General features: G+C 64.8%; 22 protein-coding genes. 7 read left to right on the top strand and 15 right to left on the bottom strand.

The window, feature by feature from the left end; all coding sequences use genetic code 11:
- Positions 1-66: 66 nt before the first annotated feature.
- Genes ybgC through ruvC form a run of 6 tightly spaced genes read right to left on the bottom strand, consistent with a single transcriptional unit; the run spans position 67 to position 3,979 of the window.
- Positions 67-450 (bottom strand): tol-pal system-associated acyl-CoA thioesterase, encoded by a 384-nt coding sequence (gene ybgC / locus BLT75_RS10720; RefSeq protein WP_093030880.1) that lies wholly within the window; start codon positions 448-450, stop codon positions 67-69.
- Positions 447-1,070, bottom strand: a complete 624-nt coding sequence (locus BLT75_RS10715; protein ID WP_093030877.1) for a hypothetical protein — start codon at positions 1,068-1,070, stop codon at positions 447-449. The genes ybgC and BLT75_RS10715 overlap by 4 nt, the downstream gene beginning before the upstream one ends.
- Before the next feature lie 27 nt (positions 1,071-1,097).
- Complete coding sequence (locus BLT75_RS10710) at positions 1,098-1,721, bottom strand: TIGR02466 family protein (protein WP_093030874.1); 624 nt, start codon at positions 1,719-1,721, stop codon at positions 1,098-1,100.
- Positions 1,722-1,762: 41 nt separating this feature from the next.
- Positions 1,763-2,785 (bottom strand): Holliday junction branch migration DNA helicase RuvB, encoded by a 1,023-nt coding sequence (gene ruvB / locus BLT75_RS10705; RefSeq protein WP_093030871.1) that lies wholly within the window; start codon positions 2,783-2,785, stop codon positions 1,763-1,765.
- A 25-nt stretch (positions 2,786-2,810) separates the two neighbouring features.
- The gene (gene ruvA / locus BLT75_RS10700; protein WP_093030868.1) at positions 2,811-3,485 is read right to left on the bottom strand and encodes a Holliday junction branch migration protein RuvA; all 675 of its coding nucleotides are present in this window, start codon (positions 3,483-3,485) and stop codon (positions 2,811-2,813) included.
- Positions 3,482-3,979: a crossover junction endodeoxyribonuclease RuvC gene (ruvC, locus tag BLT75_RS10695; protein ID WP_093030865.1), complete on the bottom strand. Its 498-nt coding sequence runs from the start codon at positions 3,977-3,979 to the stop codon at positions 3,482-3,484. The genes ruvA and ruvC overlap by 4 nt, the downstream gene beginning before the upstream one ends.
- A 331-nt stretch (positions 3,980-4,310) precedes the next feature.
- Between ruvC and BLT75_RS10690 the strand changes: the two genes are divergently transcribed.
- A complete protein-coding gene (locus BLT75_RS10690) occupies positions 4,311-4,529 on the top strand; it encodes a DUF1127 domain-containing protein (RefSeq protein ID WP_093030862.1) in 219 nt (72 codons plus the stop codon).
- Positions 4,530-4,616: 87 nt separating this feature from the next.
- Here BLT75_RS10690 and BLT75_RS10685 read toward each other — a convergent pair whose 3' ends face one another.
- From BLT75_RS10685 to BLT75_RS10670, 4 genes are all read right to left on the bottom strand, one after another.
- Complete coding sequence (locus tag BLT75_RS10685; protein ID WP_093031159.1) at positions 4,617-4,961, bottom strand: hypothetical protein; 345 nt, start codon at positions 4,959-4,961, stop codon at positions 4,617-4,619.
- A gap of 99 nt (positions 4,962-5,060) precedes the next feature.
- The gene (locus tag BLT75_RS10680; RefSeq protein ID WP_093030859.1) at positions 5,061-5,939 is read right to left on the bottom strand and encodes a 50S ribosomal protein L11 methyltransferase; all 879 of its coding nucleotides are present in this window, start codon (positions 5,937-5,939) and stop codon (positions 5,061-5,063) included.
- Positions 5,939-7,333, bottom strand: a complete 1,395-nt coding sequence (locus BLT75_RS10675) for an MATE family efflux transporter (RefSeq protein ID WP_245706476.1) — start codon at positions 7,331-7,333, stop codon at positions 5,939-5,941. Before BLT75_RS10675 ends, BLT75_RS10680 begins: the two co-directional genes overlap by 1 nt.
- Positions 7,334-7,339: 6 nt before the next feature.
- On the bottom strand, positions 7,340-8,572 hold the full coding sequence (locus tag BLT75_RS10670; RefSeq protein ID WP_093030856.1) for an MFS transporter: 1,233 nt from the start codon (positions 8,570-8,572) through the stop codon (positions 7,340-7,342).
- A gap of 221 nt (positions 8,573-8,793) precedes the next feature.
- On the opposite strand from BLT75_RS10670, the gene BLT75_RS10665 reads away from it, so the two are divergent.
- Complete coding sequence (locus BLT75_RS10665) at positions 8,794-9,855, top strand: YeeE/YedE family protein (RefSeq protein ID WP_093031153.1); 1,062 nt, start codon at positions 8,794-8,796, stop codon at positions 9,853-9,855.
- A gap of 139 nt (positions 9,856-9,994) precedes the next feature.
- On the opposite strand, the gene BLT75_RS10660 is transcribed toward BLT75_RS10665, so the two are convergent.
- On the bottom strand, positions 9,995-12,298 hold the full coding sequence (locus tag BLT75_RS10660; RefSeq protein WP_093030853.1) for a primosomal protein N': 2,304 nt from the start codon (positions 12,296-12,298) through the stop codon (positions 9,995-9,997).
- 15 nt (positions 12,299-12,313) lie between these two features.
- Between BLT75_RS10660 and fsa the strand changes: the two genes are divergently transcribed.
- The 4 genes from fsa to BLT75_RS10640 all read left to right on the top strand — a co-directional run bounded on the left by fsa (position 12,314) and on the right by BLT75_RS10640 (position 15,605).
- A complete protein-coding gene (gene fsa / locus BLT75_RS10655) occupies positions 12,314-12,967 on the top strand; it encodes a fructose-6-phosphate aldolase (protein ID WP_093030850.1) in 654 nt (217 codons plus the stop codon).
- Positions 12,968-13,207: 240 nt separating this feature from the next.
- Positions 13,208-13,915, top strand: coding sequence for a DUF484 family protein (locus BLT75_RS10650; protein WP_093030847.1), 708 nt, complete (start codon positions 13,208-13,210; stop codon positions 13,913-13,915).
- Entirely contained in the window at positions 13,912-14,832 is a 921-nt protein-coding gene (locus tag BLT75_RS10645) for a tyrosine recombinase XerC (protein WP_093030844.1), read from the top strand. Before BLT75_RS10650 ends, BLT75_RS10645 begins: the two co-directional genes overlap by 4 nt.
- Positions 14,833-14,897: 65 nt before the next feature.
- Positions 14,898-15,605 (top strand): CDP-alcohol phosphatidyltransferase family protein, encoded by a 708-nt coding sequence (locus BLT75_RS10640; protein ID WP_093030841.1) that lies wholly within the window; start codon positions 14,898-14,900, stop codon positions 15,603-15,605.
- Positions 15,606-15,670: 65 nt separating this feature from the next.
- On the opposite strand, the gene BLT75_RS10635 is transcribed toward BLT75_RS10640, so the two are convergent.
- The 4 genes from BLT75_RS10635 to BLT75_RS10620 all read right to left on the bottom strand — a co-directional run bounded on the left by BLT75_RS10635 (position 15,671) and on the right by BLT75_RS10620 (position 20,653).
- The gene (locus tag BLT75_RS10635) at positions 15,671-16,129 is read right to left on the bottom strand and encodes a hypothetical protein (protein WP_093031150.1); all 459 of its coding nucleotides are present in this window, start codon (positions 16,127-16,129) and stop codon (positions 15,671-15,673) included.
- Between the two features lie 68 nt (positions 16,130-16,197).
- A complete protein-coding gene (locus BLT75_RS10630; protein ID WP_093030838.1) occupies positions 16,198-16,650 on the bottom strand; it encodes a methylated-DNA--[protein]-cysteine S-methyltransferase in 453 nt (150 codons plus the stop codon).
- Between the two features lie 131 nt (positions 16,651-16,781).
- Positions 16,782-19,721 carry an isoleucine--tRNA ligase gene (gene ileS, locus BLT75_RS10625; RefSeq protein WP_093030835.1) on the bottom strand — a complete coding sequence of 980 codons (2,940 nt, stop codon included), beginning with the start codon at positions 19,719-19,721 and terminating at the stop codon, positions 16,782-16,784.
- Between the two features lie 221 nt (positions 19,722-19,942).
- On the bottom strand, positions 19,943-20,653 hold the full coding sequence (locus tag BLT75_RS10620) for a VIT1/CCC1 transporter family protein (protein ID WP_093030832.1): 711 nt from the start codon (positions 20,651-20,653) through the stop codon (positions 19,943-19,945).
- 131 nt (positions 20,654-20,784) lie between these two features.
- On the opposite strand from BLT75_RS10620, the gene BLT75_RS10615 reads away from it, so the two are divergent.
- Positions 20,785-21,198 (top strand): group III truncated hemoglobin, encoded by a 414-nt coding sequence (locus tag BLT75_RS10615; RefSeq protein WP_093030829.1) that lies wholly within the window; start codon positions 20,785-20,787, stop codon positions 21,196-21,198.
- Positions 21,199-21,268 lie beyond the last annotated feature (70 nt).

Here is a 21,268-nt window from a genome sequence, read left to right as displayed (position 1 = left end):
GTTTCGCGGCAGGCTATAGCAGATTCCCGGCGATTTCCAACAGAACAGATGCGGCGCCGCGAAATGTTACATCAATGCGCGAATCTCCGCCGGAAGCCGCACCGGGCGGCCTTCGGCATTCATGCAGACCGCAGTCACCATGGCGCGGAAAACCTCGGTCTCGCCGCGCCGCACCAGTTGCGACATGGTCAGCCGCACGCCAGACAGCGACACCACATCGGTCTCGATGACCAACTCGTCCTCGAATTTCGCTGGAGCGAGATAATCGGCCTCGATCCGACGCACGACCCACACAAGTCCGGCATCGCGCATCGCGTTCTGGTCATTGCCCAGCTTGCGCACCCAGTCCGAGCGGGCACGTTCGATATAGCGCAGGTAGTTGGCGTGATAGACGATACCTGCCATGTCGGTGTCTTCGTAATAGACCCTGACGTGATAGACATGGCTCATTGCGCGCGCTCCATGCGGGCAGACAGGCGAAGCGCATGGGACGCATCCCGCGCCGACCCCGGCAGGACCGGATCATAGGCGGCCCGGATCAGCCCGGCAATCTCGGGCCGCAGGATCGTTGATTCACCGGCCAGCGCGAGCGGAGATTGTGCGGAAAATGCCTGTTCCGACCACAAAAGCATCACCTGGACCACCTGTGTCAGCGCCAGTGTCTCGGCCGGTTGTTCGGACATCTCGGCATCCATGCGCAGAAAGACGAAAGCCGCCTGGATCGCCCCGTCCCGGTCGAAACGGAAGGCGCGGTACTGGTTTGCGCCTGCCTTGATCAGGCGTTCGACCAGCGGCCCCAGATCAGGGATCAACCTGTCCAGATCGGGAACGGCCAGCAGTTCCTTCCAGTCGCGAAAGAAGAAGACCATGCAATTGGCGCCCAGTTCGGGGTCGGTCTCGGCCATCTTGTGGCCAGCCACCGCCACCACTGCCTCGAACGCGCCCTTGACCACCGGCAGGGTCTGGTCCTCGACCCCGAAGACGATAGGCACGATCGGCCGCCCCCAGCGTGAAAAATGGTAGCTGCCGTCCGAACGGGTGAAATGTCTTGCGATCTCGAGATGGTCCATGCGCCCGGGCTAACCGATCCGCCCGGCTTATGGAAGATATTCATCACGCCAACGCAGCATGATATTGAAGGAAATCGAAATCCGCGCCTCCTGGCTGAGGTTCACGTGCACCATATGATGCAGGAAGGCGGGCCAGATCAGCATTTCGCCGCCCTGCGGCAGGATACGGTGTTCAGGATCGACCTGCGGATCGCCCCTGATGGCCAGCATGTTGGCCTGCGGACGCGGGTCGAAGAAACTGATCGCATTCGGGGTCCGGTCGCTGCGGCCCGGCGGGGCGCCGTCGCCATGCGGAACCCGCACATAATAGGTGCCCGACAGCCAGGAATGCGGGTGATTGTGCAGATCATGATAATCGCCGAACCGGTTTACGTTGGGCCAGGCCTGCACCCGGAAATCCAGCGGATAGTCGATGCCGGTGCCGCGCGCGTAATCCAGAACCGCCCGCTCGATACAGGACTTGAGCCAGCCCAGCGCCGGGTGCGGATGCGCGAACAGGTCGCCGGACAGATAATCCGTGGTCATCTGGTCGCGTTCGGCGTCCATTTGCCCGATCAGACGCGCCAGGATCGGGTTCGCCTGATCCGCGCCCGGCAAGCGCACCCGCATCAGATGGGTCGGCCAGAGCGCCACAAAATCCGGGGTGGTCATCGTTTCACCTTTTCTAGACAGCGGCCACGTCCGGCGCCCGGTCAGAATAATTCCGCCTGCCCCGGCGTGGAAGGTGTCGCAAGCCCCAGATGCTTCCAGGCCTTTTGCGCCAGCATACGCCCGCGCGGCGTGCGCTGGATCAGGCCCTGTTGCAGCAGATAGGGCTCGATCACCTCTTCCAGAGAATCCCGGCTTTCGCTCAGCGCCGCTGACAGGGTTTCGATCCCGACAGGGCCGCCGCCATAATTCTCGGCCACCAGCCGCAGATAGCGCCGGTCGGCCCCGTCAAGGCCCAATTGATCGACACCCAGCCGCGTCAGGGCGTTGTCGGCCAGTTCGCGGGTGATGCGCCCGTCGCCCTCGACCACCGCAAAATCGACGACCCGCCGCAAAAGCCGCCCCGCAATACGTGGCGTACCGCGCGCGCGGCGGGCGATCTCGCGCGCACCGGCCTCTTCCGCGGGCGCGCCCAGCTTGCGGGCATTGCGGGTGACGATCTCGAACAACTCGTCCACCGTGTAGAACTGCAACCGGGTCGGAATACCGAACCGGTCACGCAGCGGCGTCGTCAGCAGCCCCATCCGAGTCGTCGCTCCGACAAGGGTGAAGGGCTGCAACTCGATCCGCACGGTGCGCGCCGCCGGTCCCTCGCCGATCACGAGGTCCAGTTCGAAATCCTCCATCGCGGGATAGAGCACCTCTTCGACCGCCGGGTTCAGACGGTGAATCTCGTCGATGAACAACACGTCGCGCGCTTCGAGATTGGTCAGAATCGCCGCCAGATCGCCCGCCTTGGCCAGCACCGGCCCCGAGGTCATGCGGAAATTCACCCCCAGTTCGCGCGCCATGATCTGCGCCAGCGTGGTCTTGCCCAGTCCGGGCGGACCGTGAAACAGCGTGTGGTCCATGGCCTCGCCCCGCTGGCGGGCCGACTGGATGAAAATGCGCAGGTTCGCGCGCGCCTCGGCCTGACCGATGAACTCGCTCAGCGCCTGCGGGCGCAGGGCGCGGTCGTTGTCCTCGGGCAGCGGTTCGGGCCGCAGGGTCGGATCGGCATCGATCATCGGCTCTCTCCCGCGCAACTGCGCATCATGACTTGGGCGCCAGCAGTTTCAGAGCCGCCTTGATCAGAGCCGCCTCTCCTGCGTCCGGCGCCTCTCCGGCCGCCTGCGCCACGGCAGCTGCGGCCTCGGAAGGACCGTACCCCAGATTCGCCAGCGCCGACAATGCGCCTGCGGTCGCGGCGGCGGCACCGCTCGGCGCAGCGGGTTGCGGCCGGGCGCGCGGTGCGGGCTCGGACATCTCTATCACGTCCGCCGCTCCTTCCATGGCCTGTGCGACCGTACCCCCCATGGCCATGACGCCAGGCGCCTTGTCCTTCAGGTCGAGCACGATGCGCTGCGCCGTCTTTGGCCCCACGCCCTTGGCCGACTTGACCGAGGCCCAGTCACCCAGCGCAATCGCCCGGCTCACCCCGTCCGGTCCCAGCGCGCCCAGAATGGCCAGCGATACCTTGGCACCGACCCCTTGCACCGAACACAACAGCCGGTGCCATTCCTTTTCCGCCAGCGACGGAAAGCCGTAGAGCTGCATCAGGTCCTCGCGCACCACCATGTCGGTATAAAGCGCGACAACCTCGCCCACGCCCGGCAGACCCGCCAGCGTCCGGTCAGAGCAATAGACGATGTACCCGACACCGCGCACGTCGATCAGGATGTGATCGGCGGCGCGATAGTCCAGCCGCCCAGTCAGCTTGCCGATCATGCCCGCACCTCCCTCAGGCTCAGCGCCTGCGCCCCGCCGTAATAGGCATGACAGATGGCTATGGCCAGCGCGTCCGCCGCATCGGCGCCCTTGGGCAGGCAACCCGGCAATTGCAGCTTGACCATGTGAATGATCTGTTCCTTCTCGGCATGCCCGACGCCGACCACCGTTTTCTTGACCCTGTTGGGGGCATATTCGCCCACCGGCAACCCCGCCTGCGCCAGTGTCAGCAACGCCACCCCGCGCGCCTGCCCCAGTTTCAGGGTGCCGGCGCCGTCCTTGTTGACAAAGGTCTGTTCGATGGCGGCCTGGTCCGGGCTGTATGCGGCAATCACCTCGACAAGCTGGTTGTGCAGGGACAGAAGGCGCTCGCCCAGATCGTCCCCATCAGAATGGCATAGCCCGTTGGCGACATGGCTCAGGCGGCTTCCCCGCGATTCGATCACGCCCCAGCCCATAGTCCTGAGGCCTGGATCAATCCCGAGAATGCGCATGGTGCCGCCCTGATCTGCCTGTTTTTGAAACTTTTCTCACGAATTAGCACGAAACGAGAACATTATCCAAGCGAATTGCATCACATTCGTTTTCGACGTCTCGGGATCCATTTTCGACATAACGCCCGAAAACGACATGCTGCAACGCAGAAATCGACATGATTTCAGGGTCGAATTCACCAATGTTTCAAAGAGGTTTCGCCCATATTCCGCCATTCCGAAAACGCATGGCGACCATGCGATTTCCGCACTTGCCTGACGCAATCGCACCCCCTAGATGCCCGCAGACTGAAACACCGACACAAAACGTCTATTACAAGGACACAGGAAAATGGCTGCACTGGACACCACCCGCACCATCACTGGCTCGAACGGCCTCGTTGGCCGGATCGCAGCCGTTTATAATAGCATCGCGTCCGCAATCGTCGAATGGAACGATGCGCGCGTCACCCGCAACGCCCTGTCCAAGCTGTCCGACCGTGAGCTGGAAGATATCGGGATGAGCCGCAGCGATATCGAAGCCGTGGCTGCCGGCAAGGCGGGATTCTGAGTACACCCCGATCTCCCTCTCGGGGAATACGCAAAACGCCGCATGCAGATCCTATGCATGCGGCGTTTTTTTTGGCCGAGGGAAAACTCAGCGCAAAATCGGTCCGGCTTGCTCGGCCAGAAAGACACTGACCGGATCGGGTTGCATGACCCAGGCCCCCGCCTGCTCGACCGGCGTTCCGGCGGCAAGGCGCTCGACACGATAATTATATGTGTCGGCCCCAAGGCTTGCGAGCAGGAACCCCTTGAAAACGAAAACGGCGGCGATCAGCAGAACCAGCGCCCGGATCGGAAATTGAATCCGTCCGCGCCGCGGTTTCACTTCGATCAGACCGTCCTTGCGCATCCGCCCATAGTAACCACGAGTCATTGCCTCGTGCTTCTTGGTCAGACGACGGACCCGGTGGTCAAAGTCGATACGGTTATCGACCATGGCAGCCTCCATACACTGGCCCCCACCAGCGTTGATACTAACCTACGTCGAAATTGGGGCGAAACCAAGGCTCACCCCTAAAAACCCCTTAAAACTGGCCTAAAATGCGGCATTTTTGGACAGCAGCAGAGTCGTCCAGTCGCCAATCCTGTCCCTCTGAACCAGATTGGTTCCGAACCGTGAATAAACCTCGATCACGTCGTCGGCCTGTTCGTTCAATATTCCTGACAGAATCGCGTATCCGCCGTCGCGCAGATGCGCCGCAACATCGGGTGCCAACGCCACGAGCGGCCCCTTGAGGATGTTTGCAAAGATCAGGTCATAGGGTGCGTGGGCCGCCAGTTCTTCATGCTCGAACCCGGCCGCTTCCAGACATCTTACCATCCCGGCCATTCCATTGGCCTTCAGATTGGCTTCGGCGACTTCGACCGCCACCGCGTCGATGTCCGAGGCCAGGATGTCACCGCTCCAGACCCGTGCGGCAGCCATCGCCAGCACGGCGGTTCCGCAGCCGATGTCCGCAACCTTTCCCGCCCTGAAACCCTGCTCGATCAACTTGTCCAGCGCCCGCAGGCAACCCAGGGTCGTTCCATGGTGCCCGGTGCCGAAGGCCATTGACGCTTCGATCAGCAGCGGAATCCGGTCCGCGGGGACTTTGTCGGCATCGTGGCTGCCATAGACAAAGAACCGCCCCGCCTCGACCGGCGACAACTCGCGTTTTACATGCGCGACCCAATCGGTTTCCGGCAGTTCCGAGACGGCAAAGGGCTGCGCACCATGGGCCGCGGCCAGCAGGGCCAACCCGGCCTGATCGGGGGGCTCGGTGAAATATCCGCCGACCTCCCAAAGACCCGACCCGTCCTCCAATTCAAAGACGCCCACACCGGTGGGTTCGGGGGTAAGCTGCTCCATGGCTTCGCCCAGCGCCTCGGCCTGGGACTTGCCGGTCAGGGTGGTCAACGCGGTAAAAGTGGGCATCAGCGCCTCCTGTATCTGTCGGGATGCGCGTAGGGCCGCGGCGGCGCGAGGTCAAGCGGCGGCAGCATCTGGCGTTGCAGGCCGGTCACGAACCGCCAGCCCCAATAGACCGCCCCCAGCCCAACCACGAGACTGCACAGGGCCTGCGCATAGATCACTCCCTCGGCCCCGAAAACCCCGGCCAGCCAAAGGGCCGCAGGCAAGGCCAGCACACCGTCGCGCAACCAGTTGGTCAGCGTCGCACGGCGCGCCTTGCCCAGCGCATTGAAAGCCGCGTTCGATACGAAGAGCATGGAACCGAAGACAAAACCGCCCGCGCCGACATGGGTAAAGGCCCGCAGAACCTCCTGCGCGGGGCCTTGCAGGTCGAACAGGGCGGCGATACCGGGTGCTGCCAGGCTCAGCAGCGCCCACATGATCAGCGTGTAGCCGACCCCGAACAACACCGCATCGCGATAGGTCGACAGCACGCGCGCATGATCGCGCGCGCCGAAGTTCTGGCCAAAGATACCGCCGATGGCGCCCGCCAGCGAGAAGATGCCGCCGAAAGCCACGACCATCAGCCGCCCGACAACCGCCCAGCCCGCCATGGCCTGATCGCCGAACTGCGCCATGACCGAAGTCAGGACATAGTTGCCGACCGGTGCGGCCAACTGGGTCAGGATCGCGGCGATGGCGATTGCCATGAATGGCCGGAGCGTCGCCATCACGTCGCGCCGCCGGGGCCGCGCCAGCAGGTCATGTGGCCCGGTGGCGAAGCGGAATGCCATGCCCAGCATCACGAATCGCGACAACACCACGCCCAGCGCTGCCCCGTCCAGCCCCATGCCGAGACCGTAGATCAGGAACGGGTCGATTACCATCGCAACTCCGCCCGAGGTAAGCGTGACCGACATCGACCGCAAGCCGTCCCCCTCGGCTCTGAGCGCACCGTTGGCCACCATCCCCGCCGCCATCACGCCTAGCGAGGGCACCGTCATCGCAAGGTATCGCGCCGCCAGCGCCGCCGTCTCGCCCGTGGCACCCGACAGGTCGACGATCTGGTGCCGGAATACCAGGATCAGCAGGCCGACAAGGCTCTGAATGGCAAACGCGATCATCATCGCGCTGGTGGCGTGGCGCCGCGCCAGGCCGTGTTGTCCCCGCCCGATCCCCCGCGAAATCAATGCCACCGCACCGATCATCAACCCGATACCGACACTGACCGACAGGAACTGGATGGCAAAGGAAAAGCCGATTGCCGCCATCAACTGCGGGTCGCCCAGACGCGAGATCCAGTAGAGATTGGCCGCATCTACCACAAAGACAAAGGTGATCCCCATGGCGCCGGTCAGGGTCATCCGGACCACGTGCCCCATGGTCGAGCCGCTCAGAAACCGCCCGCGCCGCTCCACCCCTGCCTACTCCGCCGGGGCGGGAGCGAATTTCGACAGCACCGTCTCGTTGCCCGGTTCGGGATGGCGCGGGATGAACAGCGACAGCGCCAGCGAACACAGTGCCATGCAGGTCGCCAAACCGAACACCGCCGAAGGCGAGACCACCCAGAGCAGCCCCAGCAGAACCGGCAGGAACACCGCTGCTATGTGGTTGATGGTAAAGGCGACGGCGGCCGTGGGCGCGATATCGGCAGGGTCGGCGATCTTCTGGAAATAGGTTTTCAGCGCCAGCGCCAGCGCGAACAGGATATGGTCGATGACATAGAGAACGGCAGCGATCATCACGCCCCAGCCGAACCAGTAGATGCCGCCGTAGCAGGCAAAGACCAGCGCCAGACCCGAATATTCGAACATCAGCGTATGCCGTTCGCCGAACCGCGCGACCGCCCGCCCCAGCATCGGCGCGGCAATCATGTTGACCACCAGGTTGATCAGGTAGAGCGCGGTCAGTTCATGCACATCGAAACCGAACCTCTCGACCATCATGAACCCGGCAAACACGACAAAGATCTGCCGGCGTGCGCCCGCCATGAACTGCAAGAGGTAATAAAGCCAGTAACGCCGCCTAAGTACCAGTTTTCTGATCTGCGGGGTCGGTGCCTCGAACTGTGGATAGGCCAGGAGGCAGAACAGGGCCATGACCGCCGTCAGCCCGCCAGCCGCCATGAAAACGGTGTTGTAGCTCAACCCGAAGCGGTCCCAGGTCAGCACGATCAGACCGTAGATCACCAGGGTCGAGGCAGACCCGGTGGCCACCAGCCAACCCAGCACCTGTGGCGCACGATCCTTGGGCAGCCATTGCAGTTGCAGCGACTGGTTGACCGTCTCGTAATAGTGAAAGCCGATCGAGCTGAAGAGTGTTACCATCAGCAATCCGCCAAGGCTTGGAAACCAGGCGGTGACGGCGGTCGCCACGCCGAGAAGGATCAGGGAAACAAGGCCCAGAACCTGCTCGCGCATCACCAGAAGAACGGCGATTACGCCGATGGCCAGGAAACCCGGTATTTCACGCACCGTGTGCAGCAGGCCGATGTCGGCACCGTCGAAATTGGCCGCCTCGATGACGAAGTTGTTGAGCAGCGCGCTCCACGCATTGAAGGCGATGGGCATGGTCATCGCCATCACGAACAACAGCGTGACGGGACGGCGCCAGAACGGAAGGCGTTGCGCCTCGGCCAGGGGAACGAGCGATATCATGAATTCCCTCTACGCCCAATCCGGACGCTTGGCGAGAGGAAAGCCGGGCCGCACAGACACCTTGCGCCGATGCGCAGAGACACGATTGCGTCGCTCTTTACAAGCAGCCAGAACAGAGTTGGCCGAAGCGTGCAAGGCACCTGGCCCGGGATGACATAAATCAAATCAAAGATCGGAATGTGTCTCTATAAATCTCCAACCGGATTCGGATGGAGAATGACATGGATATCGTCGGCCTTGTCGAACGCATCGGGGAAGCGCCGACAGCGGCGCTGTTCGGGCTGATCACCGGCGTCACCTTCGGCGTCGCGGCGCAGCGATCGCGGTTCTGCCTGCGCGCGGCGACGGTCGAATTCGCCCGCGGCCAGATGGGCGACAAGGTCGCCGTCTGGCTGCTGACCTTCTCGACCGCGCTGGTCTGGGTGCAGGCCGCGCAACTCATGGGGCTGATGAACGCCGCCGACGCGCGCATGATGGCGGTGCCGGGCAGCTGGTCGGGGGCGATCATCGGCGGGCTGATGTTCGGCGCCGGCATGGTGCTGGCGCGCGGCTGCTCGGGGCGCTTGCTGGTGCTGGCGGCGACCGGCAACCTGCGTTCGGTGGTGTCGGGGCTGATCTTTGCCGTGGTGGCGCAGATGAGCCTGTCGGGCCTGTTGTCGCCGCTGCGCGACCGGCTGGCGGCGCTGTGGATCACCGAAGGCGGGCGCAACATGAACCTGCTCACCACCTTTGGGCTGCCGGACTACGGCGGGCTGGTGCTGGGCCTGATGTGCGCAGTGGTGGCGCTGGTGATCGCGCGGCGCAACGCGATCGGCGCGGCGCGGCTGGTGTTCGCCTCGGGCGTGGGGTTCGCGGTGGCACTGGGCTGGGTGCTTACTTTCTCGCTGGCGCAGGTCGCCTTCGAGCCGGTACAAATCGAGAGCGCCACCTTTACCGGTCCGTCGGCGCATACACTGATGTTCTTTCTGGACCGCAACGCGGTGCTGGAGTTCGACATCGGGCTGGTGCCGGGCGTTTTCATCGGCGCGATGATCGCGGCGGCGCTGGCCGGTGAGATGAAGCTTCAGGCCTTCGACGGGCCGGTTACCATGCGCAAGGCGATGATCGGCGCGGCGCTGATGGGATTCGGCGGCATGCTGGCGGGCGGCTGCGCCATCGGCGCCGGTGTCACCGGCGGCTCGATCTTCGCGGGCACCGCCTGGGCGGCGCTGTTCTTCATGTGGGTGGGCGCGATGGTTACCGATTTCCTGATCGATCAGGAACGCGGCGCCCTGCGCGCCTGACGCGGGAATTAGGGGGCGCTGCCCCCGTCGCCCTGCGGGCGCCTCCCCCGGAGTATTTGGGACCAGAAAGAAGCCGCAACGCTTTTGCTTCTTTCTGGTTGAAAATACTCCGGAGCGCGAGGCGGAGCCTCGCAGGACCTCAGAGAAAGCTCTGCGGGTCGATATCGACGCTGAGGCGCAAATCGCCCTTGAGCCTGACCGGCGCGATCCAGCGGGCGATCGCCTCTTGCAGCGCGGCCCCCTTGGGGGCCTTGACCAACAGACGCACCCGGTGGCGGCCGCGGATGCGGGCGATGGGAGCGGGTGCAGGGCCGAAGACCTGCGCGCCGATCTGGCGCAGGGCCGCGTCGTTTCGGGCCAGCTTATTGCCGAGGTCGAAGACCGGCCCGGCCTCGGGCCCGGACAGCACGATCCCGGCCATCCGCCCATAAGGCGGCACACCGGCGGCCTGACGCTCGGCGGCCTCGGCCCGCCAGAACCCCTCTTCTTCGCCGCCGAGAATCGCGCGGATCACCGGATGTTCGGGCTGGTGGGTCTGGAGCAGCGCCTGGCCCGGTTTCTCCGCCCGGCCGGCCCTGCCCGCCACCTGCCGCATCAGCTGGAAGGTACGTTCGGCGGCACGCAGGTCGGAGCCTTGCAGGCCCAGATCGGCGTCGATCACCCCCACCAGCGTCAACTGGGGAAAGTTGTGTCCCTTTGCCACCAGTTGGGTGCCGATGACGATATCGGCCTCGCCCGCCGCGATCTGTTCGATCCTCTCCTTGAGGGCGCGGGCCGAGCCGAAGAGATCGGAGCTGAGCACCGCCAGCCGCGCCTCGGGGAAGGTGGCGGCGGCCTCTTCGGCGAGCCTCTCGATGCCGGGGCCGACCGGGGCGAGCTTTCCCTCGACGCCGCAATGGGGGCAGGTGTCGGGGATCGGCTTGGTCTCGCCGCATTGGTGGCACATCAGCCGTTTCAGGAACCGGTGTTCGACCATGCGCGCATCGCAGTGGTCGCAGCCGATCTGCTGGCCGCAGGCGCGGCAGAGCGTAACCGGGGCATAGCCGCGCCGGTTGATGAAGAGGAGCGACTGTTCGCCCCTGGTCAGCCGGTCGGCCACCGCCGCGCGCAAGGTTGGCGAGATCCAGATGCCGGGGGTCAGCGCCTCGGCCCGCATGTCGATGGCGCGCATCTCGGGCAGGGTGGCGGCGCCGAACCGCGCCGAAAGCTCCAGCCGCAGGTATTTGCCCGCCTCGGCATTGGCCCAGCTTTCCAGGGACGGCGTGGCGCTGGCCAGCACCACCCGCGCGCCGCAAATCGAGGCGCGCAGGACGGCCATGTCGCGGGCATTGTAGAGCACGCCGTCCTCCTGCTTGTAAGAGGTGTCGTGCTCCTCATCCACGATGATCAGCCCGAGGTCGCGAAACGGCAGGAACAGCGCCGAACGAGCGCCCACCACCAGTTGCGCCTCGCCCTGCCCGACCATCCGCCAGATGCGGCGCCGTTCGGTCATCGTGGCGCCCGAGTGCCACTCGGCCGGGCGCGCGCCAAGGCGCGCCTCGACCCGAGTCAGGAACTCGGCCGTCAGCGCGATTTCCGGCAGCAACACCAGGGCCTGCCGGCCCATGCGCAGTGCCTCGGCCACCGCCTCCAGATAGACCTCGGTCTTGCCCGCGCCGGTGACACCCTTGAGGAGCGTGGTGCCATAGCCGCCGCTGCGCAGCCCGGCGCGCAGGCTGTCGGCCGCCTGCGCCTGGTCAGCGGTCAGCGGCTTGCCGGGCAGGTCCGGGTCCAGATGCGGAAAGGGCAGATCGCGGGGGCTGTCCTCTTCGCGCACGGCGCACTGCTTGACCAGCCCCTTGACCACCGACGAGGTCACACCCGCCATCTCGGCCAGTTCGCGCAGGGTGAAGGCCAGCCCGCCATAGTCGCGCAGCACCGCGAGCACGCGGGCCCGGGCCTCGGTCATGCGGTCGGGCTCTGCCCCGCCCAGCCGGTAGATCTTGCGCATCGAGGGCGGATCGCCCAGGCCCGGCGCACGAGTCGCCAGCCGCAGCATCGCGGGCAGCGGCGTCAGCGTGTAATCGGCGGCACGGATCAGGAAGCTGCGCATTTCCTCTCGCATGGGCGCTACGTCGAGCACCCGGTTCAGCGAGCGGATTTTCGAGCGGTCGAAATCGCCTCGCCCCGGTCCCCAGACCACACCCAGCACCTTGCGCGGGCCAAGCGGGGCCTCGACAAAGGCCCCGGCAAAACAGCCGCCCTCGGGCGCGAGATAGTCGAGCGGCCGGTCGAGCGGCTGGGTGGTCAGGACCGAGACCAGGTCGCCTTGCTGGAAATATCCCGGTTCGTCCAAGCCCGATTCCCCTGCCTTCTGCCTGCCGGTGCCAACGAACCCGATGTTTCCGGGGTTCCCGGACCTTGTCTCATGAGGTAAAGGCAAGCCAGACCGAGGCCAACCCATCAAAGGACTGCCGACATGAAATTCTTCGTTGATACCGCCGAGATCGCCGCCATCGCCGAACTGAACGACCTGGGCATGGTGGACGGAGTCACCACCAACCCCTCGCTGATCAAGAAATCGGGCCGCGACATCATCGAGGTCACCCGCGAGATCTGCGCCATGGTAAGCGGGCCGGTTTCCGCCGAGGTGACGGCAACCGATGCCGACACGATGATCGCCGAAGGCCGCAAGCTGGTGGAAATCGCCGGCAATATCGCGGTCAAGGTGCCGCTGACCTGGGATGGGCTGAAAGCCTGCAAGGTGCTGTCGGACGAGGGCCACATGGTCAACGTCACGCTGTGCTTCTCGGTCAACCAGGCGCTTTTGGCGGCCAAGGCGGGGGCGACCTTCATCTCGCCCTTCATCGGGCGGCTCGACGACATCAACCTCGACGGCATGGAACTGATCGAGGATATCCGCACCGTCTATGACAACTACGGGTTCGAGACGCAGATCCTGGCGGCCTCGATCCGCTCGGTGAACCACATTGCCGACAGCGCCCGCGTCGGCGCCGACGTGATTACCGCGCCGCCCTCGGTGATCAAGGCGATGGTGAATCACCCGCTGACCGACAAGGGGCTCGACGCCTTCCTCGCCGACATCAAGGCCGCCGGCATCAAGATCCTCTGAGCCTGATTCGGGGGCGGAGTATGGAAGAAAATTCGCCGAATTTTCTTCCCCGCGCCGCGCGCAGGCGCGGCGCCCGGCCCAACGGGAGGCGCCCGATCGCAAGATCGGGCAACGACATGCGGGAGCCGCCTGCCCCAACGCTTGCATCCGCTGGTAGAAATCTGCCCAGATGTTGATTTTTTCGGCAGCAAAACAGCAATCCCGTGTTATAAAACGGTCCAACAAGAACACGAGGCTTAAATGAGCGGCAGCCCGAAACTGGACGACATGCTGCGCGAGGCGATCCTCGCGAAACCCCAATCGGTGCTGGACGACAAGGATGTCATGCACGCCCTCGTGGCCGCCAACGAGCGCGCAATGGGCGGCAATATCATTGACCTGCGCGGCATCGCGATGGAGCGGCTCGAGGCGCGACTGGACCGGCTGGAAGACACCCATCGTTCGGTCATCGCGGCCGCCTACGAGAATCTCGCCGGAACCAACCAGGTGCATCGCGCTGTGCTTCGGCTGCTCGAGGCGACCGACTTCGAATCCTTCCTGCGCGACCTCGGCGGCGAGATAGGCGAGATCCTTCGGGTCGACTCGGTACGGCTGGTGCTGGAAAGCAACCAGCCGGAACAGGGCCGCGCGCTGGAACGGCTGGGCGAGGTGCTGAGCGTGGCCGAACCCGGTTTCATCGAGCGCTACCTGACCGGCGGCCGCGGACCGGGCGCGCGGCAGGTCACCTTGCGCCAGATGCAGACCGGAACTCGGCAGGTTTATGGACGGCAAGCGGACTGGATCCGCTCCGAGGCCTGCCTCAAGCTCGATCTGGGAGCCGGACGGCTGCCTGGGATGCTGGCCTTCGGCGCCGAGGATCCGCATCAGTTCACTCCGCAATTGGGCTCGGATCTGTTGTCCTTCTTCGCCGGCGTCTTCGAACGGTCGATGCGCCGCTGGCTGTCGTGACCCTGATCTCGCCGGCCTGCCGCGATGCGCTGCAGCACTGGCTGGAGACGCGGTCGGCGCTGGCGGGGCAGGCCGGGAACACCGTCGCCGCCTATCGCGGCGACGTAACCGATTTCATCGCCTTCATGACCGAACATCGCGGCGCACCGCAGGGTCTGGGCGCATTGGCCCGGATCGGAGTGCCCGACATGCGCGCCTGGATGGCGCGCATGCGAGCCGACGGCGCAGGCGCGCGGTCGCTGGCGCGCAAACTGTCGGCAGTCAAAAGCTTCTACCGCTGGTTGGCGGAACGTGAAGGCTTCGAACCGACCGCCGTGCTGTCGACCCGCGCCCCCAAATTCCAGAAGAAACTGCCGCGCCCGCTGGCAGAGGATGCCGCCCGCACCATGATCGACACGATCGAGCTGCAATCGCAGACACCCTGGGTCGCGGCGCGGGACGTGGCGGTGGTAACACTTCTCTACGGTTGCGGGCTGCGAATTTCCGAGGCGCTGGCGTTGACCGGACGCGACGCGCCGCTGCCCTCGACGCTGCGCATCCGCGGCAAGGGCGGCAAGGAGCGGCTGGTGCCGGTCATCCCCGCCGCGCGCCACGCTGTCGACACCTATCTGCGCCTCTGCCCCTGGCCGCAGGAGGCCACCGGGCCGCTGTTCCGCGGCGTCCGGGGCGGGGCGCTCAACGCGCGCAGCATCCAGGCGGTCATGGCCCGGGCGCGGATGCAACTGGGCCTGCCCTCGACCGCAACGCCGCACGCGATGCGACACAGTTTTGCCACCCACCTGCTGGAGGCCGGCGGTGACCTGCGCGCGATCCAGGAGTTGCTGGGCCATGCCTCGTTGTCGACAACCCAGGCCTATACCGCTGTCAACACCGCGCATCTGATGGATGTCTACAATCGCACCCATCCCAAGGCGTGACCTCAAACCGGGCCGGGCCGTGATCTCGGTTTGCAAGACAACCGATTTTCCGTCATGAGGGGGAAATGACTTCACAGTTTCGCGCGCTCTGCGTTCACCTCTTCACCGCCACCGGCGCCGTTTTCTCCATGCTGGCGATGCTGGCAGCAGTGGATGCCAAGTGGGACCTCATGTTTCTCTGGCTGGTCGTGGCCTTCGTGGTTGACGGAATCGACGGACCGCTGGCACGCAAGTACCACGTCAAGACCTACGCGCCCGAATTCGACGGGGTGCTGCTGGACCTGATCATCGACTACCTGACCTATGTGTTCATCCCCGCCTTTGCCCTGTTCAAATCGGGGCTGATGGACGGCTGGACCGGCTGGTTCGCGATCATCGTCATCACCTTCGCCAGCGCGATGTATTTCGCCGACACGCGGATGAAAACCAAGGACAATTCGTTCTCGGGCTTTCCCGGCTGCTGGAACATGGTGGTGCTGGTGATCTTTGCGCTCGAACCCAATTTCTGGGTCAGCCTGGTGCTGGTCACCGTGCTGGCGGTGGCGATGTTCCTGCCACTGAAATTCGTCCATCCGGTCCGGACCGAGCGCTGGCGGGCGGTCACCCTGCCGATGGCGCTGGCCTGGACCTTTTTCGCGGGCTGGGCGGCATGGGTCGAATTCCACCCCGAAAGCTGGGCGCACTGGGGTCTGGTCGTGACCAGCCTGTACCTGATCTTTGCGGGCATCGCCCAGATGATCATCCCCGAGAGGGACCAGCCCCGCTACGGCTGATACCGCCCGGCAGGCGGCTTGGTGGGCGACTTGGGGGGCGGCCAGATGGCCACCCCCGCACGGCCCTACATCACGTCGTCGATCACGAACTCCGAGCCGTTGTGAGTGAAACTCTCGCCCATTTGCAGACCCGCCATCGCCAGGTAGATCGGGCTCTGCGTCGAGATCCCCATATAGGTCTTGCCATTGACCTCGAACCGGGTGGTCGAGACGCAGACGATGAAGTTGCGGCCACCGAACGACACCGCTGCGCCGGGCCGCACCGTATCTGTCAGGGAAAAATCGGTATTCTCGATCACGTCGATCTTGGCATGATGGGCCTGCACGGGCGCGTCGAACGCGGCAGCCAGGTCGCGGCTCTCGCGCGAGGCGACGAGGTCGTCCTTGTCATGCACCTCGCGGTCCGAGAGCTGCGATTCCTTCAGGAAGGCTTCGTAATGGGCCTTGGCCGCGGCCAGTTCGGCGGCCTCCAGCGACATCAGCTTGTCGTGCACGGCCTGTTTCAGAACGGCGCGGTCGGTCATGGGCGTCTCCTTGTTTTTCTCCGGCACGCTATCTGGCCGGGCTGCGGGTCAGATTGCCTTGATCTGGGTCATATGAGCAAGCCCGCAGCGCCCTCGAGACGCAAAAGAGCCACTTTTGTCTCCACCCCGCCGACCCCGGAAAAGCCGGTCAGCCCCCTGACCCCCAGAACCCGATGGCAGGGGATCAGGATCGGAATCGGGTTGCCGCCACAACACTGGCCCACCGCCTGTGCCGAGGAGCCCAGGTCGCGCGCGATCTCGCCATAGGTCAGGGTATCGCCATAGGGGATGGCGATGATCGCGGCGCAGACCGCGCGTTGCAGGGGCGAGCCGCGCAGATGCAACGGCAAGTCGAAGGATTTGCGCGCGCCCCGGAAATATTCTTCGAGCTGCGCCGCCGCCCGGTCGAGCAGCGGTGTATGATCCGCCCCGCCCCGTCCCCAGGTGGCGCGCGTGATCGCCCCCTTCTCTTCGGTCAGGACAAAGGGGCCGGTGGGGGTGTCGACAGTCAGGCTGGGCATGGCGCCAGTTTCGCCCTACACCCATCGCAACGCAAGCCTGCCCCGATCCGGTTTCAACTTTTCAGAAATACTCCGGGGAGCGCGAGGGGCAGCGCCCCTCGCCCGGTCGCCGCCGTCAGGCGGCGAAACCCCTATCCCAGCGCGGCGTCGCAGCGGCCGCAGACGCCGGCATGGGCGTGGCGGCCGACATCGGGCAGGATCTTCCAGCAGCGCTGGCATTTCTCGCCCTCCGCCGTCTCGAAAACCACGCCGACCCCTTCGACCTCGGGCAGGCGGAACGCCTCCGCAGGGGTCGGGTCGCCCGTCACCGTCAGGCCCGAGGTGATGCAGAGATCATCCATGTCAAGGCCCGCGAGCAACTCGCGCAGGCCCGCGTCCTCGACATGCACCACCGGGGCCGCTTCAAGGCTCGACCCGATCACCTTGTCGCGGCGCTGGATTTCCAGCGCCGAGGTCACCACCCGGCGCACCCGGCGGATGCGGGCGATACGCGCCTCCAGTTCGGCATCGCGCCAGTTAGCGGGTGTGTCGGGGAAATCGATCAGGTGGACCGAGCTGTCATCTGCGGGATAGCGCTCCAGCCAGACCTCTTCCATGGTAAACACCAGCACCGGCGCAAGCCAGGTGGTCAGGCGGTGGAACAGCAGGTCAAGCACCGTGCGCGCTGCCCGGCGGCGCGGGCTGTCGCCATCGCAATAGAGCACGTCCTTGCGGATGTCGAAGTAGAAGGCCGACAGGTCCACGGTGGCAAAGTTGAACACCGCGCTGTAGACGCCCTGGAAGTCGAAACCGGCATAGCCCTTGCGGACCTCTTCGTCGAGTTCGGCCATCCGGCTCAGCACCCAGCGTTCCAGCGGCGGCATTTCAGCCGGGTCGCTCACCCGGTCCGCCTCGGTGAAATCACCGAGCGAGCCCAGCAGGAAGCGCATGGTGTTGCGCAGCCGGCGATAGCTGTCGGCGACGCCTTTCAGGATCTCGGGCCCGATGCGCTGGTCGGCTGTATAGTCGGTCTGCGCCACCCAGAGCCGCAGGATATCGGCACCGTACTGCTTGACCACCTCGTCGGGCACGATGGTATTGCCCAGCGACTTGGACATCTTCATGCCCTTCTCGTCGAGGGTGAACCCGTGCGTGACCACGTTGCGGTAAGGCGCACGACCGAGTGTGCCACAGGCCTGCAAGAGCGAGCTATGGAACCAGCCGCGGTGCTGGTCGGTGCCTTCCATGTAGACATCGGCGATGCCGTCCGCGGTGCCGTCTTCGCGGTCGCGCAGCACGAAGGCATGGGTCGAGCCGCTGTCGAACCAGACGTCGAGCACGTCGAACACCTGTTCCCAGTCATCGGCGTTGTAATCCGCGCCCAGGAACCGCTCCTTGGCGCCCTCCGCGTACCAGCAATCGGCGCCCTCTGCCTCGAATGCGGCAAAGATGCGGGCATTCACCGCCGGGTCGCGCAGCAGGAAGTCCGCGTCGGTCGGCAGCGCGCCCTTGCGGGTGAAGCAGGTCAGCGGCACGCCCCAGGCGCGCTGGCGCGACAGCACCCAGTCGGGCCGCGCCTCGATCATCGAATAGAGCCGGTTGCGGCCGCTCTGCGGCGTGAACTTGACCAGCTGGTCGATCGAGGTCAGCGCGCGTTCGCGGATGGTCTTGCCATAGCTGTCCTGCCCGTCGTTCACGGGACGGTCGACGCTGGCGAACCATTGCGGCGTGTTGCGATAGATGATCGGCGCCTTCGACCGCCAGCTATGCGGATAGCTGTGCTTGATCTTGCCACGCGCGAGCAGGCCGCCCACCTCGACCAGCTTGTCGATCACCGTCTTGTTGGCATCGCCCTCGCCACCCTTGCGGTTGAGAATGTACTTGCCGCCGAAGAAGGGCAGATCGGCGCGGAAGCTGCCATCGTCCATCACGTTCCAGGTGATGACCTGCTCCAGCATGCCCAGATCGCGGTAAAGCTCGAATTCCTCCATCCCGTGGGAAGGGGCGCAATGGACGAAACCGGTGCCTTCGGTATCGGTCACGAACTCGGCGGCGCGGAAATCGCGTAGGTCGTCCCATTCGCCATTGCCGCCTTCGGCACCATGCAGCGGGTGGGTAAGGAAAACCCCAGCAAGGTCACTTGTCGGAACATCTGCGGTACGTTTCCATTGACCTTCGTCAAGCCGTGCACGGCGGAACACATCCCCAGCAAGCTTGTCGGCCAGGATGTATTTGTCGCCCACCGACGCCCAACACTCGTCTGGAGTGCCGGTCACCTCGTAGAGACCGTAGGCGATGTCATCGCCGAAAACCACCGCCTTGTTCGACGGGATGGTCCAGGGTGTCGTGGTCCAGATGACGACATAGGCTCCGCGCAGATAGTCTGTCTTCGAAAGGTCAATGTCATCGTCTTGAGACACCGAGTGGACCCGGAACTTCACCCAGATGGTGAAGCTTTCCTTGTCGTGATATTCGACCTCGGCCTCGGCCAGGGCGGTCTGTTCGATGGGCGACCACATCACGGGTTTCGAGCCCTGATAGAGCGTGCCGTTCATCAGGAACTTCATGAACTCGTCGGCGATCACCGCCTCGGCATGATAGTCCATGGTGACGTAAGGGTCGGCCCAGTTGCCGGTGATGCCCAGGCGCTTGAACTCTTCGCGCTGGATGTCGATCCAGCCCTCGGCAAAGCGGCGGCATTCCTGGCGGAACTCGACGACATTGACGTCATCCTTGCTCTTGCCCTTCTTGCGGTACTGTTCCTCGATCTTCCATTCGATGGGCAGGCCGTGACAGTCCCAGCCGGGCACGTAACGCGCGTCAAACCCCATCATCTGATGGCTGCGCACGATCATGTCCTTGATCGTCTTGTTCAGCGCGTGGCCGATATGCAGGTGACCGTTGGCGTAGGGAGGGCCGTCATGCAGGGTGAACGGCGCGCGGCCCTCTTTTTCCCGCAGGCGGTCATAGACACCGATGCGCTCCCAGCGCTCCAGCCACTGCGGCTCGCGCGCGGGCAGTCCGGCGCGCATCGGGAATTCGGTTTTCGGCAGGTTCAGCGTGTCTTTGTAGTCAGGCGTGTCGGCGCACATGGGGGCGTCCCTTGGATGGTCGTCTTAGCGAAAATGGGTGCGGTCGGTGCGAGGTCTCGAACACCTTTGCCCGGCGTCTCGGATAGATCAGAGCGCCGGGGACGTAATTCGAATAATGATGAGGCGCGGATGGCTCATGCGCGCCTTATATGGCGGGGCCACGCCGGGGTAAAGCGCCGAGACGCGGGTGCAGACCGCTTTTGCGCGCTCAATTCGCCGCATCAGGCATGGAACAACAGCCCGACCCCATAGGCGATCAGCGCCGCGGCGCCACCAATGGCCAGTGTCTCCAGGCCGGACCGCCACCAGGGCGCCAGCGACCAGAAGCTCTTCATCGTGCCAATCGCAAAGAACACCGCCCCGGTCATCCAGGCCGATACGGTGAACGCTTCGGCCAGCCCGAAGAGAAACGGCAGCAGCGGGATCATGCCTGCCACCAGAAAGGCCGCAAAGGTGGCCAGTGCCGCGCGCATCGGGTGCGGATCGACGCTGCCCAGCCCGTATTCCCCCTCGATCATAAGCGCGACCCAGTTTTCGCGATTGGCGGTGATGGCGTCGGTGGCCTGCTCCAGCACATCGCCCGACAGGCCCTTCTGCGCCAGGATCTCGCGCACCTCCAGCCGCTCGCCCTCGGGGTAGCGGGCGATATGGCGCTCCTCGACCACGCGCAGGCGGCGGATATTGTCCAGCTCGGCCTTGGTGCCCGAGTAGTTGCCCGCCGCCATCGAAAACCCGTCGGCCAGCACATTGGCCAAACCCAGCGCCACGATGACAAAGGGCGACAGCCCGGCCCCCGCCACCCCCGCCACGATGGCAAAGGTCGTCACCGACCCGTCAATGCCGCCATAAACGATGTCGCGCAACACCCCGCGCCCCGGCGGTGCGCCGATCCGGGCGGCGATGGCATCGGGCGAGTGGCTGTGATCGGTCATGGCGCATTTCCTCGTCTGGCTGGGGACAGTGTGCACCGGTATTGCCCCCGCGACCTTGCGTCAGGTCAAACCGGGTTTGCGGCGGCACGGCAAACGCCTATATGCAAGGCGCTCACTCAGGATTTCCACCCATGACCCTGCCCAATCCTCTTGCACGGTTCGACATCGCTCCCGGTCAGATCGACCGGGTGGTGGCCCGGTTCTATGCCAGGGTGCGCGCCAATCCGGTGCTGGGACCGGTCTTCGCCGCCCATGTGACGGACTGGCCCGGCCACGAGGCCAAGATCGCCGGGTTCTGGCGCAACGCGATCCTGCGCGAGCGCAGCTATGACGGCAACCCGATGCGGGTGCATGTGGCGCGTCCCGAGATCCGGCCCGAACATTTCGCGGTCTGGCTGGGCCTGTTCCGCGAGGTGCTGCGCGACGAACTTCCCGAAGACATCGCCGCACAATGGGCCGCGCTGGCCGACCGGATCGGCGAAGGCTTCCGCACCGGCATCGTCTCGATGCGCCAGCGACCCGACGAAGTGCCCTCGCTGTTCTGATCCCGCTTCTTTCTGGTTTGAAATACTCCGGGGGAGTCGCCGCCTGCGGCGACGGGGGCAGCGCCCCCTT

Origin of the sequence: Ruegeria marina, assembly GCF_900101475.1 — a bacterium.
Lineage (GTDB): Bacteria > Pseudomonadota > Alphaproteobacteria > Rhodobacterales > Rhodobacteraceae > Ruegeria_B > Ruegeria_B marina.
Note: the sequence above shows the minus strand (reverse complement) of the source record. Positions and strands in the feature narration are given on the sequence as shown.

Bases quoted from the DNA above. Each gene is read 5' to 3' on its own strand.
- ybgC (WP_093030880.1), bottom strand. From the start codon at position 450: ATGAGCCATGTCTATCACGTCAGGGTCTATTACGAAGACACCGACATG.
- BLT75_RS10715 (WP_093030877.1), bottom strand. From the start codon at position 1,070: ATGGACCATCTCGAGATCGCAAGACATTTCACCCGTTCGGACGGCAGC.
- BLT75_RS10710 (WP_093030874.1), bottom strand. From the start codon at position 1,721: ATGACCACCCCGGATTTTGTGGCGCTCTGGCCGACCCATCTGATGCGG.
- ruvB (WP_093030871.1), bottom strand. From the start codon at position 2,785: ATGATCGATGCCGATCCGACCCTGCGGCCCGAACCGCTGCCCGAGGAC.
- ruvA (WP_093030868.1), bottom strand. From the start codon at position 3,485: ATGATCGGCAAGCTGACTGGGCGGCTGGACTATCGCGCCGCCGATCAC.
- ruvC (WP_093030865.1), bottom strand. From the start codon at position 3,979: ATGCGCATTCTCGGGATTGATCCAGGCCTCAGGACTATGGGCTGGGGC.
- BLT75_RS10690 (WP_093030862.1), top strand. From the start codon at position 4,311: ATGGCTGCACTGGACACCACCCGCACCATCACTGGCTCGAACGGCCTC.
- BLT75_RS10685 (WP_093031159.1), bottom strand. From the start codon at position 4,961: ATGGTCGATAACCGTATCGACTTTGACCACCGGGTCCGTCGTCTGACC.
- BLT75_RS10680 (WP_093030859.1), bottom strand. From the start codon at position 5,939: ATGCCCACTTTTACCGCGTTGACCACCCTGACCGGCAAGTCCCAGGCC.
- BLT75_RS10670 (WP_093030856.1), bottom strand. From the start codon at position 8,572: ATGATATCGCTCGTTCCCCTGGCCGAGGCGCAACGCCTTCCGTTCTGG.
- BLT75_RS10665 (WP_093031153.1), top strand. From the start codon at position 8,794: ATGGATATCGTCGGCCTTGTCGAACGCATCGGGGAAGCGCCGACAGCG.
- BLT75_RS10660 (WP_093030853.1), bottom strand. From the start codon at position 12,298: ATGGGTTGGCCTCGGTCTGGCTTGCCTTTACCTCATGAGACAAGGTCC.
- fsa (WP_093030850.1), top strand. From the start codon at position 12,314: ATGAAATTCTTCGTTGATACCGCCGAGATCGCCGCCATCGCCGAACTG.
- BLT75_RS10650 (WP_093030847.1), top strand. From the start codon at position 13,208: ATGAGCGGCAGCCCGAAACTGGACGACATGCTGCGCGAGGCGATCCTC.
- BLT75_RS10640 (WP_093030841.1), top strand. From the start codon at position 14,898: ATGACTTCACAGTTTCGCGCGCTCTGCGTTCACCTCTTCACCGCCACC.
- BLT75_RS10635 (WP_093031150.1), bottom strand. From the start codon at position 16,129: ATGACCGACCGCGCCGTTCTGAAACAGGCCGTGCACGACAAGCTGATG.
- BLT75_RS10630 (WP_093030838.1), bottom strand. From the start codon at position 16,650: ATGCCCAGCCTGACTGTCGACACCCCCACCGGCCCCTTTGTCCTGACC.
- ileS (WP_093030835.1), bottom strand. From the start codon at position 19,721: ATGTGCGCCGACACGCCTGACTACAAAGACACGCTGAACCTGCCGAAA.
- BLT75_RS10620 (WP_093030832.1), bottom strand. From the start codon at position 20,653: ATGACCGATCACAGCCACTCGCCCGATGCCATCGCCGCCCGGATCGGC.
- BLT75_RS10615 (WP_093030829.1), top strand. From the start codon at position 20,785: ATGACCCTGCCCAATCCTCTTGCACGGTTCGACATCGCTCCCGGTCAG.